Source organism: Comamonas sp. A23 (assembly GCF_004522605.1).
Lineage (GTDB): Bacteria > Pseudomonadota > Gammaproteobacteria > Burkholderiales > Burkholderiaceae_C > Comamonas > Comamonas thiooxydans.
On sequence record NZ_RSDT01000005.1, the window covers coordinates 21659 to 36884 of the forward strand.

Here is a 15226-nt window from a genome sequence, read left to right on the forward strand (position 1 = left end):
GCTGTCATTTGGCTGTATGTGGTTATGTTGAGACACAAAAAAACAGCCTCCCTGCCCGGCAATCTGGCCGTTCGGGGAGGCTGCGTACGGGAGCCGGGCAAGAGAGCGGCTTAACCCTGTTCGGCCAGCAGGTCCTGCAAGGTCTTGACCTGCAGGCGCAGGCGCTCGTTCTCGGCTTCCAGCTCGGTGACGCGGGTCTGCAGCTCTTCGGGGCTGGCGGCTGGCACGGCTTCTGCCGATTCTTCGGCTTCGGGCTTGGCGGCCTTGGGCTTTTTCTTGGCATCGCGCACGCGCTTGGCGGCCTGCTTGAGGGCGTCGGCACCTTCGGCGGCCACGGCTTGCTGCTCTTCCTCGGGCAGGGTGGCGACCACGGCAGCGGCATTGAGCGAGAGTTCGCCGGCCTTGACCGCGGCCACGACTTCGGGCGCAGCCTTTTCCTGGATGGTCTCGATCATCTTGACCTGACCGGCCGACAGTCGGGCGGCGCGTGCCAGGGCTTCACGCGTGTCCAGCGCTTCGTCGGGCACCTTGGCCACGCTGGCCAGAGCCTGGGCCACCACGGGGTCGGTCTCGCCTTCCCAGGGGGCTTCCTCGCTGGCCGGCTGGGCGGCCTTGGCGGCGTTCACGGCAGCGGCAGCGGCAGCGCGTCGCTCGGCAATGATCTCGCGCTTGCGCAGCGCCAGCACGCCGCGCTGGAAGTCCGAGACCGAGCGGCGGCCCAGATGCTGGTCGATCATCCACAGATGCACGTCGTCCATGTTCTTGAACTGCGTGGCCTGGACGGTGTTGTAGGGCAGGCCGTGCTTGCGGCAGATGCCGTAGCGGTTGTGGCCGTCGATGAGCAGATCGCCCCAGACCACCAGGGAGTCGCGGCAGCCTTCGGAAAGGATGCTGCGCTCCAGCGATTCGTGCTCGTCCGGGGTCAGAGGGTCGATATAGGCCTTCAGGCCTTCGTCAATCTTCAGTTCCATGTGTGTTCTTCAAATTGAGGAGCTGCTTGCGCTTGTTGTCGTTGGTTCTCAACATGAATTCAATTTGAATCCAAGAGAGGACAAGCGAAAGCAGCTATAGAGAAAAGAGCAACGCCCCAGCGTATGGGGCGTTGGAAAAGCAAATCCGGTCGAGCTTACAGCAGACGCGAAATCAGCGCACCTTCCACAGGGCCTTCCAGCGGAATGCGCACGCGCACGGGGTTGCCTTGTGCGACTTCCACGGGCTGGCCTTCGAGGTTGAACATCTTCTCCAGCTTGACTTGGCGGTTGCCCTGGGGATGAATCACTTCGATGGTGTCGCCCACGGCGAAACGGTTCATGGTTTCAATCTCGGCCATGCCGTCGGAATAGCCGCGCACCGCGCCCACGAAGTGGCTGCGCTGCAGCACGCTGTGGCCGGTTTCGTAGTTCTGGTAGTCGTTGGCAGGGCGGCGCTCCAGCAGGCCGCCGGTATAGCCGCGGTTGGCCAGGCCTTCGAGTTCGGTGATCAGATGCGGGTTGAACGGACGGCCGGCCACGGCGTCGTCGATGGCGCGGCGGTAGGTCTGGGCCGTGCGGGCCACGTAGTACAGGCTCTTGGTGCGGCCTTCGATCTTGAGCGAGTCCACGCCGATCTTGGTCAGGCGCTCCACATGCTCCACGGCGCGCAGGTCCTTGGAGTTCATGATGTAGGTGCCATGCTCATCTTCCATGATGGGCATCATCTCGCCGGGGCGGCCTTTTTCCTCGAGCAGATAGATGGCATCGGCCTTGGGGTGGCGTTGCTGGTCACCGCAGGTGCTGGTGAACTGGTTGTCCAGATCGTTCTTGGCTTCTTCGAAGTTGAAGCCGTTTTCCATGGTCTGGCCCAGCGCCTCGCCGGTGTTGGGGTCCACGGCCGCGTCATGCGTCTTGTAGTCCCAGCGGCAGGCGTTGGTGCAGGTGCCCTGGTTGGGGTCGCGGCGGTTGAAGTAGCCCGACAGCAGGCAGCGGCCCGAGTAGGCAATGCACAGCGCGCCGTGCACAAACACTTCCAGCTCCATGTCAGGGCATTCCTGGCGGATCTTCTCGATCTCGTCCAGGCTCAGCTCGCGTGACAGGATGATGCGCGAGACGCCCATCTTCTGCCAGAACTTCACGGTGGCGTGGTTGGTGGTGTTGGCCTGCACGGACAGATGGATTTCCTGCTCGGGCCACTTTTCCTTGACCATCATGATGAGCCCGGGGTCGGCCATGATCATGGCGTCGGGCTTCATGGCGATGATGGGTTCGATGTCGCGGATATAGGTGCGGACCTTGTCGTTGTGCGCAATCAGATTGCTGGTCAGGAAGAACTTCTTGCCGCGTGCATGCGCCTCGGCAATGCCCTGGCCGATCTGCTCCAGGCGGAATTCGTTGTTGCGCGCGCGCAAGCTGTAGCGCGGCTGGCCGGCGTAGACGGCGTCGGCACCAAAGTCGTAGGCGGCGCGCATCTTGTCGAGCGAGCCGGCAGGCAGCAGCAGTTCGGGGGCTTTGAGGGTCATGATGGCGCTATTGTCCCGCATAGCGCTTTTCACCGTGGCTTGCTAAGGCTACGCAGTCTGTAGCAGCTGCGCGTGCAGCTGCCGCGCAGGCAAGGACAGCGATGCCGACCCAGCCGGCGTGCACAGCAGCAGCTGGCGCTGCGCCCAGGCGTCGGACAGCGGCACGGCCGCCACGCCGGTGGCGGCGCCGTGACGCTGCACGGCAGCCAGCGGCAGCACGGCAATGCCGACGCCCTGGCCAACGAGCTGGCACAGACCCTCGAAATGCTGCAGCTGGACCTGGATGCGCAGAAGCCGGTCATTGATCTGCAAGGCCTGTTTCTGCAGCAGCTGCTGCAGGGCGGATTCGCGTGGCAGGCCGACCCAGTTCTCGTGCAGCAGCTCGGCCAGTTTCAGTTGCGAGCGTCCGGTCAGCGCATGGCCCAGCGGCAAGGCGGCGGCCAGCGGGTCCTGTCTCCAGGGCTGGCAGTGCAGGCCTGCCAGCGCCGCCGCGTCTTCGGCATCCCAGGCCGCCACGCCGATATCGCACAGGCCCTGGCGCAGTCCGGCCAGCACTTCGCTGCTCGGGCATTCCTGCAGCTCCAGTGCAATCTGCGGGTGCTGGCGCAGAAAGCCGCTGACGGCCAGCGGCAGATGCTCGCGCACGGCCGAGGTATTGCCGCGCAAACGTATCTGCCCGGCCAGGCCGGCGCCGAACTCGCCCATGGCCCCGCGCAGGAGTTGCATCTGGCTGAGCACCTGGCGCGCATGCTGGCCCAGGGTGTGACCCGCAGCCGTGGGCTGCACGCCGCGTGCCTGGCGAATGAGCAGCGCCGTGCCCAGAAGCGCCTCCATGCCGCGCACGCGCTCGCTGGCCGAGGCCAGCGTGAGATGGCTGCGCTGTGCCGCTGCCGTCAGCGTGCCGCTGTCGAGGATGTGCACAAACAGCTGGAGGTCGGTCAGGTCAAAGCGCATGGGATTCAAGCCTAAGGTTTATACGAAGTCTGGATTTGAATAATCCCGTTGGTAAAGAGTCTTGTGTCGAAGGATTATCAGCGCTAAGCAAGAGAAAGATAGATCTTGCCGGTGTTTAAAGATTCGGATAATACGAAGGACTGATGATGTGGAACGAAGGCTGGATGGCTGCGGCAGCCATTGCCGTGTTTGGCCTGGCGGGTTGTGTCAAAGGCGTGGTGGGTCTGGGTCTGCCCACGGTTTCCATGGCCTTGCTGGCGGTGTTCATGCCGCCTGCGCAGGCGGCGGCCTTGCTGCTTTTGCCTTCGCTGGTGACGAATCTGGTGCAGATGCGGCCTGTGGCGGGTTTGCGGGCCTTGTTGCAGCGTCTGGGCTGGATGCAGCTGGGCATTGTGCTGGGCACGCTGGGAGGTGTGGCCCTCTGGGGCGGAGTCGGCAGCCTGTCAGCAGCCAGGCCGGCTCTGGGCCTGGCGCTGGTGATGTACGCCCTGTGGGGGCTGTCGGGCCTGCGCTGGCAGACGCCGGTGCAGCACCAGGCCTGGCTGGGCGCGGCATGCGGCCTGTTGACGGGCGCCATCACGGCGGTTACCGGTGTCTTTGTCGTGCCAGCCGTGGCCTTTTTGCAGTCGCTGGGCCTGGCCCGTCCCGCACTCATGCAGGCCATGGGCCTGTGCTTTACCACTTCCACGCTGGCCCTGGGGGCCGGTTTGTTCTGGAAGGGGCAAGGCCTGGGTGCTCAGGCGCAGGAGATGGGACTGGGACTGCTGACTTCGGCCCTGATGCTGATTCCGGCTCTGGCCGGCATGCACTGGGGCGAGTTGCTGCGCGAGAAACTCTCGCCCGAGCTTTTCCGGAAGCTGCTGATGCTCAGTCTGCTGGCCCTGGGTGTCTACCTGTGCTTCTAAGTGGCCGGGGCCGCAGCGACATTGCCGCCGCCTCTGCGTTCGGGAGGCGGGCGGCAATGTCGTCTCGGGGCGCTTACAGGCGGAAGACCTTGACGGCCTGGCCGCGCTCCACTCCCCAGTGCTGCTGGTTGCGCAGGCGCTGCGCCTGCCCCTCGCTGAGCGCATTGTGCTGCGCCAGCTTGATGGCCAGCAGCTCGCGCGCCAGCCGCTTGTTGGCATGCTGGCTGCGTTCGCTCATGACCTTGACGGCAATCCCGCTGGGCACATGCAGGGCGTGGACGGCCGAGTCCGTGGTGTTGACATGCTGGCCGCCCTTGCCCGAAGCCTTGCAGGACTGGAACTGTATCTCGCCGTCCATGGCCAGCTGGCGCGGCGGCTCGCAGCGCTGCACGGCGACGAACCAGTTCTTGCGCGGATGCCGGGGCCGGAAGGGGCTGGCGAAGATCCACTGGATGGTGCCCAGCCATTCGCGCAGCGCGGGCGTCTCGCGCTCGCAGCGCAGCAGCACCGACCTGCAGCCAGCCGGGGTGCGGGACTCCTCCAGCACCTTGACGGCCAAATCCTCGGCCGCGCAGGCCTGCAGCAGCTTGCGCAGCGTCAGCTGCAGCGCGTATTCGCACTCGGCGGGGCCGTGGGCCGAGCTCAGTTGCATCAGCAGCATTGCATGGCTCCCTTCTTGTAGGTCAGCAGGGGCTTGAGACGCGCGACCAGCTCCACCAGGCCGGCTTGCTGCAGGCTGGCGACCACGGAGTCCACATCCTTGTAGGCCTGGGGGGCCTCCTCGTAGACCAGCTCGCGGTCGGCGCAGACCACGGCGCTGCCGAAGCGCGTGCGCAGCAGCTCGTCCAGCGTGAAGCGGGGCCGCAGCCGGCCTGCGCAGTCCGTGCGCGCCCATTTGCGGCCGGCGCCGTGGGCCAGCGAATCCAGGGCCTCGTGCCGCCCGGTGACGGGCCGCACCAGATAGCTGTAGTCGCCGCGCGAGCCCGGAATGACGACCAGACCCCGGTCTGCCGGTGTGGCGCCCTTGCGATGCAGAAAGCCGTCCTGGCCCTGCCAGCGGTGGGCAAGCACATGGTTGTGCGTGATGTCGAGCACGGCCTCGCCCTGGCTGCGGATCGCGCGCAGCAGGCGCTGGGCGATGCTGCTGCGGTTGAGCTGCGCATAGTCGATTGCGGCATCGTGCTGCAGCAGGTATTGCCTTGCGGCGTCGGTGCCGGCGGCCAGGCCGTCGTGGCTGAAGCGCTGCACATGCTCGCGCAGTATGGCGCCGCCCAGGCCCCGCGAGCCGCTGTGCACCATGAGGTGCACGCGCTTTTTGTCGAGCGCGCCTTCCTCGTAGAGGGTCTCGACCTGCTGCAGTTCGGCAAAGTGGTTGCCGCCGCCTATGGTGCCCAGACTCTGCAGCAGATAGGCCGGATCGGCGAGGCCGCTGGTCTGCGCAATCTCCTGCAGCTGCTCCATGTCCATGGTCTCCAGCAGCTCCAGAGGCAGAGGGCCGTCGATATTGCCCACGGCTTTTTCAAGCTTGGCGGCCGAGGTCTTGTGCACGGCCAGGTCGGTTGCGTACAGGGACATGCCGCAGCCTATGTCGCCGCCGACCAGGGCCGGGTAGAAGCGTTCTGTCGAGAAAAATGCCGCGCCCACGGGATAGCCCCGGCCCGGATGCAGGTCGGGAAGACCCACGGCAGCGCGGATGCCGTCCAGGTTGGCGGCGGTGGTGTGAAGTTGCTGGATGGCAGCGTCCTCGATCCAGACGCTGCGGTTGGCGAACACCTTGATATAGGTGTCCGAAAAAGAATTGCCCATGAATGGCCCTTGGTCGAATGCATGAAATCAGCGATGGGGCAGTCGCGACATGCTCGGCCGAGGGCATCCGGGAATTCACGCGCAGCACAAGGCCTGGCTCCATGTCGTTCCATGGGCCGGGCGAGGTCTGCAGCGTGGCGGGAAGCGCTAGAAGGCTTTAGGCGGGCACGACTGCAAAGGGATTTGTCGTCTGGGACATGGCTCTTTCCTTTGCGTGAGTGGGTGAAGCGCGCAATCCTGCATGGAGTGCGGCAAAGAAAGGCATGCTATGGACTGGCGAGCGGCGGCGCAAGCCATGCAGCTCGGTGCGTTGCGGATTGGCCACAGATAGAGAAAAGCCCCGCAGGCCGTGCCTGCGGGGCTTGGGGGACAGCGCGGGGAGCAGTCCCGCGTCAGTCCTGGGGTCTGAAGCCTATGACCAAGTCCGACGGCACCTTGCCGTCGATATCGCGCGGCAGCTTGTCGGTCTTGTGCAGGGCGCGCACCACGGCTTCATCCCAGGCCGCGTTGCCGCTGGACTTGGAGATCGTGGCACTGGTGATGGTGCCGTCCGGTGCCGTGCGCACGCGGACCTCGGCACGCGGATTGCCGCTGACCGCATCGGGGTAGACGATGTTGGGCTTGACGCGCGCGGCCACCTTGGCGGCATAGCCGGCCGATGGTCCGCCGCTGGCACTGCTGCCCGCGCCGCCCGTGCGGCTGCCGCCGCTGCCGGCCTGATCGCTGCCGCCGGACCCGCCGGCCAGCCCTTGCAGGCGTGCCAGCTCGGCCTTGCGACGGTCATCGGCTGCCTTGGCATCCCTGGCGTCCCTGGCCGCCTTCTCCTTGGCTTCCTTGGCGGCTTTTTCCTTGTCGGCCTTGTCCTTCTCGGCTTTTTCCCTGGCAGCCTTGTCCTTGGCAGCTTTCTCGGCTTTCTCTTTCTCAGCCTTTTCCGCTTTTTCCTTCTCGGCCTTGTCCTTGGCCGCCTTTTCGGCCTTTTCCTTTTTCTCGTGCTCGAGCTTTTCCTTGCGTTCCTTCTCCGCTTTTTCAGCCTTCTCGGCCTTTTGTTTTTCCAGCTGCGCCTTTTCGGCCTTTTCCTTCTCGGCCTTGTCCTTTTCGGCTTTTTCCTTGCGCTCTTTTTCGCGCTGTTCGCGGGCTTCCTGCTCGGCCTTTTCCTTCTTCAGCTGCTCCTGCTTTTTCTTTTTGGCCAGGGCAATCTCGGCCTCATGATCGTCGTCATGGGCCTGAGCCTTGGGGGCAGGCGCAGGAGGAGGCAGCGGTGCCACCACGGGTTCCGGCGGAGGAGGTGGTGGCTCGGGAGCCGGAGCCGGCTCCGGCGTGGGCTCCGGAGCGGGAGGCGGCGGTGTCACGGCGGCTGCGGAAGCCGGGGCGGAACTGCTCCAGACCTCGGCTTCGACCATGGCCTCGTCGGCTTCTTTGGGGGGGCGCACCGTCCACAGCAGGGCCGCGATCAGCAACCCGTGCGCGGCCAGGGCGAGCGACCATGAGCGCGCCCGGCCTTTGGGGCGGGGCGGGGCAAACTGATCGCGATCTTGCTGGTTAGGCATGGTGAATTGGTGGTCTGCGCGGGCTGCGGCTTCAAGGCATCAAAGTCGCGGCTGGCGGCAGAGCTTCCTGTAGGGGATCAATTGCTGGAAGAGGAAACGACGCCGAAGGCAATGCGCTTGACGCCGGCCTTGGACAGCGTGGTGTGCGCCTTCATGACGTCGTCAAAAGGCAGACCCTTGTCGGCGATGATCTGGATGGCGCTGTCCTCGCCCTGGCCTTGCTGCCAGGACTGGGCCAGACCCTTGAGGTCGTCGAGCTTGATGGCCTGGGTGTTGCTGCCGTTCTTGAACTGGATGCTGCCATCCTTGTCGAGCAGCACATAGGCAATGTTCTTGGTCGGCGGGCGTGAGGACTTGCCCGCGCTGGGGACGTTGATGGAGCCCGGCGTGAGCATGGGCGCCGTCACCATGAAGATGATGAGCAGCACCAGCATCACGTCGATGAAGGGCACCATATTGATTTCGTTGACGGTGCGGCGATTGCGACCGCGTGAACTCATGGCTGGCATGGATCACACTCCTTACAAATAGGCTGCTTGGCGCGCAGCCGTCCTGTTTGCGCGAGGCTCAATCCAGAGGCGCAGTGCAAAGGCCCGCGGGCCTTGTGTCCTGTCAAGGCCAGAGGCCTGAAGCGACTCGGGAACCGTTTCATCTCAATGGCCGGAGGCGGAGCCGCTGGCAGTGGCACCGACATTGCGCTGCAGGATATTGGAGAACTCCTCGATGAAGGTCTCTTCCTGGCTGGCGATACGGTCGATGTGGTGGGCGTAGCGGTTGTAGGCCGTCACGGCGGGGATGGCTGCAAACAGGCCCATGGCGGTGGCGACCAGGGCCTCGGCAATGCCGGGAGCCACGGTGGCCAGCGTGATCTGCTCCATATTGGCAAAGCCGGTGAAGGCGTGCATCACGCCCCACACGGTACCGAACAGGCCGACATAGGGCGAGACCGAGGCCACGGTGCCCAGGAAGGACAGGCCGGATTCGATTTCGTCGAGTTCGCGCTGAAAGCTTGCGCGCATGGCACGGCGCGTGCCGTCCATCAGCGTGGCGACATCGCCGATGCGGCGCTCGCGCAGCTTCTGGTACTCACGCATGCCGCTGGCAAAGATGCGCTCCATGGGGCCGCCGGTCTTGGCGTTCTGTGCGGCAGAGGCATAGAGGTCGTTGAGGCTGGTGCCCGACCAGAAGTCCTGCTCGAAGTTGTCGTTGAGCGAGCGCACTCGCTTCAAGGTCTGGGCCTTGCGAAAAATGGTGGCCCAGCTCGCTATGGATGCGATCACCAGGATCAGCATGACCAGTTGTACCACCCAACTGGCCTGCATGATGAGGCTGAGGATGGACATGTCTTGGGAGTTCATGAAAGTTGCTCCAGGATATGGTTCGGAATTCTCGCGGGGCGCATGGTCTTGCCATCCACCCACCCAATTCGGATGGAGCCCGTGCACAGCGGCGTGGGCTCTTGGGCGTGACTGTCGGAATGGACCAGCAGCGCCTGCTGCTCGATTGTGAGCGAAGCGCGGCCGGCACTTTTCAAGCTAGCGGTAACAAAGAGTTGGTCATCGAGTCGCGCCGGGTGCAGATATTCAAGCTGCGCAGACGTTACGACAAAGATGCCGCCGGTTTGTTCCCGCAGCTTTTGCTGGGCGATGCCCAGCGAGCGCAACCACTCGGTACGGGCACGTTCGAAGAACTTGAGGTAGTTGGCATAGAACACGGCGCCGCCGGCATCGGTGTCTTCCCAGTAAACGCGTATCGGGAATGTGAACACCCCGGCTGCGGCGGCTTGCAAGGCATCGGCCCCGTCAGGCAAAGGCGCTGGTTGGCTCTGCATCATCACGGATTCAGCAGAAGAGCTTTTTCATGCGAGCAATGGCTTCCTGCAGCTGCTCCATGGAGTTGGCGGTGGAAAAGCGCACATAGTTCGCCGTCTCGGCCTGACCGAAGTCGCGGCCGGGGGTGATGGCCAGGTGAGCCTGGTTCATCAGCGCATAGGCAAAATCCCAGCTGCCCTTGACGCCGAGCTTCTCGGCGGCAGCGCGGCAGTCGGCCCAGGCGTAGAAAGCGCCGTCGGGCTTGACGGGCACGGGCAGGCCTATCGCTTCGAGAGCCGGGATGAAGTAGTCGCGGCGGGCCTTGAACTCGGCGCGGCGGCGTTCGTATTCGGCAATGCTCTCGGGCTCGAAGCAGGCGAGGGCCGCATACTGCGATACGGTGCTGGCACAGATGAACAGATGCTGGGCCAGCATCTCGATGGGCGCGACCAGCGACTCGGGCACGACCATCCAGCCCAGGCGCCAGCCCGTCATATTGAAATATTTGCTGAAGCTGTTGATGGAGATGATGTCATCGCCCAGCTTCAGGGCCGATTGGCCAAAGGCTTCGTCGTAGGACAGGCCCAGGTAGATTTCGTCGACGATGGTCAACCCGCCTTTGGCGCGCACGACGTCGTGGATGCGGCGCAGCTCATCGGGAGCAATCGAAGTGCCCGTGGGGTTGGACGGCGAGGCCAGCATCACGCCGCGCGTGCGCTCGCCCCAGGCTGCTTCGACCTTGGCGGCGCTGAGCTGAAAGCGCTCCGCCGCCGAGGAGGGGATGAGCACCGGCTTGCCCTCGGCCGCCGAGACAAAGTGGCGGTTGCAGGGGTAGCTGGGGTCGGGCATCAGCACCTCGTCGCCCTCGTCGATTAGTGCCAGGCAGGCCAGCTGCAGCGCGGCCGAGGCGCCGGCCGTGATGATGATGCGGCGCGCCGGCACGTCCACGCCGAAGCGGCGGGCGTACCAGGCGCTGATGCGCTCGCGCAGCTCGGGTAGGCCCGGTGCCTGGGTATATTGCGTGCGGCCGGATCGGATGGCGCGCTCGGCCCCTTCCTGAACCAGAGGCGGGGCGCTGAAGTCCGGCTCGCCGATGTTCAGATAGATCATGGGCGTGCCGCTGGCGCTGGACTGGCGGGCCACTTCCTGCGCGTGCTTGGCCATTTCCATGACGTAGAAAGGCTCGATGCGTTGGGCGCGGCGGGAAAGCTCGATGACGGACATGGACGACGTTATTCTTTCAATCAATCAGCGTTTGGGTGCAGTCTGGTGCCGGAGGGTGCAGCCGGTGCATCAGCCTTGCGCCCATAAAAAAACTGCAACCAGCCAGCCGGTGCACGATAGCACCTGCGGCCCTGTTGCAGTATTTGCATTGACTATGCATGTGGCGCCAGCAGGGCCGCGCAGGCACGGCGCTGCAGCTCAAGCGGTTCAGCTGGCGGACTTGTTGGCGCGGTCATGCGCCACTTCGGTGGCGCGCAGCTCGGGAGCCAGTCCGTTGAGCACGGCGTTGACATACTTGTGACCGTCGGTGCCGCCGAATTCCTTGGCTAGCTCGATGCACTCGTTGAGCACCACGCGCCAGGGCACGTCGGGGCAGTTCTGGAACTCGTACACACCAATCCACATGCAGGCATGTTCGATGGGCGAGATCTCGGTCAGGCCGCGATCGAGCTTGGGCGTGATCAGTGCGTCCAGTGCAGCTTCGTTTTCCACGCAGCCGCGCAGCAGTGCATCGTAGTGCACCACGTCGGCCTTGTGAAAGCCGGCCAGATCGCGCGTGAAGCGGTCGATGTCGAGCACCGCATTGCGGCCCACGATGTGCTGATACAGGCCTTGCAGTGCGAACTCGCGTGCGCGGCTGCGATTGGATTTGGAGCCCGCCTTGCGTGCGCCGGTGCTGGTCAGGCCGGTGCGCTTCTGGGGAGGGCGGCGCGAGCCGGACTCGCTGGATTGTTCTTCACTCATGATCGTCGTAGGAGTTGAGCAGATTGGCCATTTCCACGGCGACCTGGGCGGCGTCGCGGCCCTTGTCTACCTGGCGGGCAATGGCTTGCTCCATGTTTTCAGTGGTGATGATCGCGTTGGCGATCGGCAGGCGGTAGTCCAGGGACAGGCGTGTCACGCCTGCGCCCGATTCGTTGGCTACCAGCTCGAAGTGGTATGTCTCCCCACGGATGATGCAGCCCAGCGCCACCAGGGCGTCGTACTGATCGGTGTCGGCCAGTGTCTGCAGCGCCACGGGCACTTCGAGTGCGCCGGGGACGGTGACATGGTCGATGTTCTCGCTCTTCACACCCAGTGCCAGCAGCTCATCGCGGCAGGAGGCAAACAGGGTGTTGGTAATGCTTTCGTTGAAGCGTGCTTGCACGATGCCGATCTTCAGTTCGGCGCCGTTGAGGTTCTGGCCTTGGCCTTTTTCTGCGTTTTGCATCTGGTGTTCCGTCTCTTATTCTTTGGGGATGTAACCCGTGATTTCCAGGCCGTAGCCTGCCATGCTGGGCATGCGGCGGGGCTGGCCCATGAGGTGCATCTTGCTCACGCCCAACTCGCGCAGGATTTGCGCGCCCACGCCATAGGTGCGCAGGTCCATGCGGCCACGCTCCGGCGCCTGGGCCGAACGGGCCTTGCCTTCGAACTGGGTCAGCAACTGCTCGCCGGACTCGCTGCAGTTGAGCAGCACGGCCACGCCCTGGCCATTGCCGTTGATGTACTTGAGGCTTTCGTCCAGGCACCAGGAATGCTGGTTGCGGCCGGTTTCGAGCGCATCGAGCACCGATAGCGGCTCGTGCACGCGCACGGGCACGGTGGTGTCGGGCTGCCATTCGCCCTTGACCAGTGCCAGATGCACGGAGCCGCTGGGCACGTCGCGGAAGGCATGGGCGATGAATTCGCCATGGGCCGTCTGCATGGGGCGGCTGCCCACTTTCTGCAGCAGGGATTCGTTGCGGCTGCGGTATTCGATGAGGTCGGCAATCGTGCCGATCTTGATGCCATGCTCGGCGCAGAACAGCTGCAGATCGGGCAGGCGGGCCATGGTGCCGTCGTCCTTCATGATCTCGCAGATCACGGCCGAGGGCGTGCAGCCTGCCAGCGCGGCCAGATCGCAACCAGCCTCGGTATGGCCGGCGCGCATGAGCACGCCGCCGTCCACGGCCTGCAGCGGGAAGATATGGCCGGGCTGTACCAGATCGCTGGGCTGGCTGTTCTTGTTCACGGCCACCTGGATGGTGCGTGCACGGTCGGCGGCCGAGATGCCGGTGGTCACGCCTTCGGCGGCTTCGATGGAAATGGTGAAGGCCGTGCTGTACACGGTGCCGTTGCGCGCGGCCATGGGCGGCAGCTTGAGGAATTCGCAGCGCTCGCGGGTCAGCGTCAGGCAGATCAGGCCACGGCCGAAGCGGGCCATGAAGTTGATGGCCTCCGCTGTGACATGGTCGGATGCCAGAACCAGATCGCCTTCGTTCTCACGGTCTTCTTCGTCAACGAGAACGACCATGCGGCCGGCACGCATTTCCGCCACGATTTCTTCGACGGGCGAGATGGGCACAGGTTGGAGGGAGCTGTTCATGGAATGCCTTTTTGGACGTGAACTGGATGCGATGCACTGCAGTCGGCGGCTGGCGCATGACACGCACCAGTGAGGCATTGCCGACGCCGCCATGGGCGCAGGCAGGACTTCCAAAGAACGTGTGAGGCGGGGGGCCGCCTGGGCGGAGCCGCTTTCTGCAGGACAAGGCCTTGCGGAAAGCGCTCATTCTATTGCAGAGCGGGCTTTGAGCGCGCAAGCCGACCCTGAAACCATGATGCAGTGCAAGAACCGGATGCTGTTCCAATGCACGGCATCCGGCAAGAGCCGCCCCGCCGCTCAGGGGGCTTACAAATACTCATGATCCTTGAGCACCACATCGCTGTCGGGATAGGCACAGCAGGGCAGCACATAGCCTTCGGCCTGCTCTTCGGTAGTCACACCCGGCCACTCGATGTTGTAGTGCACGCTGCCCGACACCAGCTGCCCCATGCAGGTGCGGCAGGTGCCGTTGCGGCAGGAGCTGGGCCAGTTCACGCCGCCGCTCTCCAGCGAGTCCAGCAGGGACTGGTCGGCCCAGGCGTCGACCTGCTGGCCGCTGGGCTCGCACTTGGCGATGAAGAAGGGAGGGGCAAAAGCAGAGTCGTTGGACATGAGGCGCTGTAGTGATTCTTTGCAAAACCCGTTGTTTTAGCCGGTTTGCCAAGGCCGTGGGCCCGGTGCGGATTGCCTGTTTTTTCAGCGTTGAAAAATGAACCTTTTGAAATCAATGACTTGCCTGACTTATTCATGGGGCGAGTGCAGTTGTTCACAAGGATGTCCAGCGTAGGACGGGATAAGTGGCTGGTTGTCGGATAGGATCTGATCAAAAAACAGGCAGTTTGAAAAATTCAATATAAATCAAGTGCTTGAGCCATTGCTGCAAAAGCTATTCAGGCTTGTCCACAGGCTTGTTGAGAAAAATTGGGGAAAAGCCCGTCGCTTGTGGATGACTGATTTTTGCTATTGAAAGAAGAGCTTGTAGCGAATACAGATATTGAAATTTGAATAAATTTAATATTGAAACCAAGTGATTTTTTACGGTAAATGCTCCCGGATTGATAGCATTCTCCAGACTTACCCGCAGGCAGTCGCAAACGCTACGCTGCGCTGCAGCATGGGCGCTTAAAGTGGCTGCATCAATGCACAAGCAAGGAGCAGCACATCATGGCAATGGATTTTCAAGGTCGTGTGGCCATCGTGACGGGAGCGGGCGGCGGTCTGGGGCGTCTGCATGCGCTGGCCCTGGCCAGGCGCGGTGCCAAGGTGGTGGTCAACGATCTGGGCGGCGCGGTGGACGGCTCGGGCGGTTCGGCCACGGCGGCGCAGCAGGTAGTGGATGAAATCCGCGCGGCGGGCGGCGAGGCGATTGCCAACGCGGCCTCCGTGACCGACTTCGACGCCGTGCAGGCCATGGTCAAGCAGGCCATCACGGCCTGGGGGCGCGTGGACATTCTGGTCAATAACGCAGGCATTCTGCGCGACAAGAGCTTTGCCAAGATGGACATGGCGGACTTCCGCCTGGTCGTCGATGTGCACCTGATGGGCGCGGCCAATTGCTGCAAGGCGGTCTGGCCCTATATGCAGGAGCAGAACTATGGCCGCATCGTGATGACGACTTCGTCCACGGGCCTCTACGGCAATTTCGGCCAGGCCAACTATGGCGCGGCCAAGCTGGCCCAGGTGGGTCTGATGCAGACGCTGGCCATCGAAGGGGCCAAACACAATATCCGGGTCAACGCGCTGGCCCCCACGGCGGCCACACGCATGACGGCGGGTCTGCTGCCCGAGCCGGTGCTGGAAGCCTTGAAGCCGGAGGCCGTGGTGCCTGCCATGCTGGTGCTGGCGCACGAGAGCGCGCCCACGCGCACCATTGTCTGCGCCGGCGCCGGCGGTTTCGAGGCCGCTCATATCACCATGACCGAAGGCGTTTATCTGGGCATGGGTGAGACCGTTCCCGAAGAGTTGGCCGCGCGTCTGGCTGAAGTCACGGCCAGCGAAGGCCAGCAGGTGCCGGCCAGTGGCGCCGTCCAGGGACAGGTGGAAGTGGGCAAGGCCATGAAAGCGCATGGACATTGATCAAGGCCAAAGTCGCTGAATTTTCTGCCCTGCGAGAGCGGCAAGAGCGGCAGGCGATTGCG

The 15226-nt window shown here is 63.8% G+C and carries 16 protein-coding genes; 2 read left to right on the plus strand and 14 right to left on the minus strand.

Going from position 1 to position 15226, the window contains the following annotated elements:
* Positions 1-110 precede the first annotated feature (110 nt).
* The 3 genes from EIC84_RS13065 to EIC84_RS13075 all read right to left on the minus strand — a co-directional run bounded on the left by EIC84_RS13065 (position 111) and on the right by EIC84_RS13075 (position 3448).
* Entirely contained in the window at positions 111-971 is an 861-nt protein-coding gene (locus EIC84_RS13065; RefSeq protein ID WP_003063939.1) for a hypothetical protein, read from the minus strand.
* A 155-nt stretch (positions 972-1126) separates the two neighbouring features.
* Positions 1127-2515, minus strand: a complete 1389-nt coding sequence (gene yegQ, locus EIC84_RS13070) for a tRNA 5-hydroxyuridine modification protein YegQ (protein WP_003063936.1) — start codon at positions 2513-2515, stop codon at positions 1127-1129.
* Positions 2516-2542: 27 nt separating this feature from the next.
* Positions 2543-3448 carry a LysR substrate-binding domain-containing protein gene (locus EIC84_RS13075; RefSeq protein WP_003063933.1) on the minus strand — a complete coding sequence of 302 codons (906 nt, stop codon included), beginning with the start codon at positions 3446-3448 and terminating at the stop codon, positions 2543-2545.
* A 146-nt stretch (positions 3449-3594) separates the two neighbouring features.
* On the opposite strand from EIC84_RS13075, the gene EIC84_RS13080 reads away from it, so the two are divergent.
* Positions 3595-4353 (plus strand): sulfite exporter TauE/SafE family protein, encoded by a 759-nt coding sequence (locus EIC84_RS13080; protein WP_003063931.1) that lies wholly within the window; start codon positions 3595-3597, stop codon positions 4351-4353.
* A gap of 73 nt (positions 4354-4426) precedes the next feature.
* On the opposite strand, the gene prfH is transcribed toward EIC84_RS13080, so the two are convergent.
* The 11 genes from prfH to EIC84_RS13135 all read right to left on the minus strand — a co-directional run bounded on the left by prfH (position 4427) and on the right by EIC84_RS13135 (position 13700).
* Positions 4427-5014, minus strand: coding sequence for a peptide chain release factor H (gene prfH, locus EIC84_RS13085; protein ID WP_003063929.1), 588 nt, complete (start codon positions 5012-5014; stop codon positions 4427-4429).
* The gene (locus tag EIC84_RS13090) at positions 5005-6159 is read right to left on the minus strand and encodes an RNA ligase RtcB family protein (protein ID WP_003063926.1); all 1155 of its coding nucleotides are present in this window, start codon (positions 6157-6159) and stop codon (positions 5005-5007) included. Before EIC84_RS13090 ends, prfH begins: the two co-directional genes overlap by 10 nt.
* Before the next feature lie 392 nt (positions 6160-6551).
* Entirely contained in the window at positions 6552-7706 is a 1155-nt protein-coding gene (gene tolA / locus EIC84_RS13095) for a cell envelope integrity protein TolA (RefSeq protein ID WP_003063925.1), read from the minus strand.
* Positions 7707-7783: 77 nt separating this feature from the next.
* On the minus strand, positions 7784-8215 hold the full coding sequence (locus EIC84_RS13100; protein ID WP_003063922.1) for a biopolymer transporter ExbD: 432 nt from the start codon (positions 8213-8215) through the stop codon (positions 7784-7786).
* Positions 8216-8359: 144 nt separating this feature from the next.
* A complete protein-coding gene (tolQ, locus tag EIC84_RS13105; protein WP_003063920.1) occupies positions 8360-9064 on the minus strand; it encodes a protein TolQ in 705 nt (234 codons plus the stop codon).
* Complete coding sequence (gene ybgC, locus EIC84_RS13110) at positions 9061-9540, minus strand: tol-pal system-associated acyl-CoA thioesterase (RefSeq protein WP_003063918.1); 480 nt, start codon at positions 9538-9540, stop codon at positions 9061-9063. Before ybgC ends, tolQ begins: the two co-directional genes overlap by 4 nt.
* Before the next feature lie 7 nt (positions 9541-9547).
* Entirely contained in the window at positions 9548-10741 is a 1194-nt protein-coding gene (locus tag EIC84_RS13115) for a pyridoxal phosphate-dependent aminotransferase (protein ID WP_003063917.1), read from the minus strand.
* Between the two features lie 207 nt (positions 10742-10948).
* A complete protein-coding gene (nusB, locus tag EIC84_RS13120; protein WP_003063915.1) occupies positions 10949-11485 on the minus strand; it encodes a transcription antitermination factor NusB in 537 nt (178 codons plus the stop codon).
* Positions 11478-11951, minus strand: a complete 474-nt coding sequence (gene ribH / locus EIC84_RS13125; protein WP_003063913.1) for a 6,7-dimethyl-8-ribityllumazine synthase — start codon at positions 11949-11951, stop codon at positions 11478-11480. The genes nusB and ribH overlap by 8 nt, the downstream gene beginning before the upstream one ends.
* Before the next feature lie 15 nt (positions 11952-11966).
* Positions 11967-13088, minus strand: a complete 1122-nt coding sequence (gene ribBA / locus EIC84_RS13130) for a bifunctional 3,4-dihydroxy-2-butanone-4-phosphate synthase/GTP cyclohydrolase II (RefSeq protein ID WP_003063911.1) — start codon at positions 13086-13088, stop codon at positions 11967-11969.
* Between the two features lie 306 nt (positions 13089-13394).
* The gene (locus tag EIC84_RS13135) at positions 13395-13700 is read right to left on the minus strand and encodes a 2Fe-2S iron-sulfur cluster-binding protein (RefSeq protein ID WP_003063909.1); all 306 of its coding nucleotides are present in this window, start codon (positions 13698-13700) and stop codon (positions 13395-13397) included.
* A 552-nt stretch (positions 13701-14252) separates the two neighbouring features.
* Between EIC84_RS13135 and EIC84_RS13140 the strand changes: the two genes are divergently transcribed.
* Complete coding sequence (locus EIC84_RS13140) at positions 14253-15164, plus strand: SDR family NAD(P)-dependent oxidoreductase (protein ID WP_003063906.1); 912 nt, start codon at positions 14253-14255, stop codon at positions 15162-15164.
* Positions 15165-15226 lie beyond the last annotated feature (62 nt).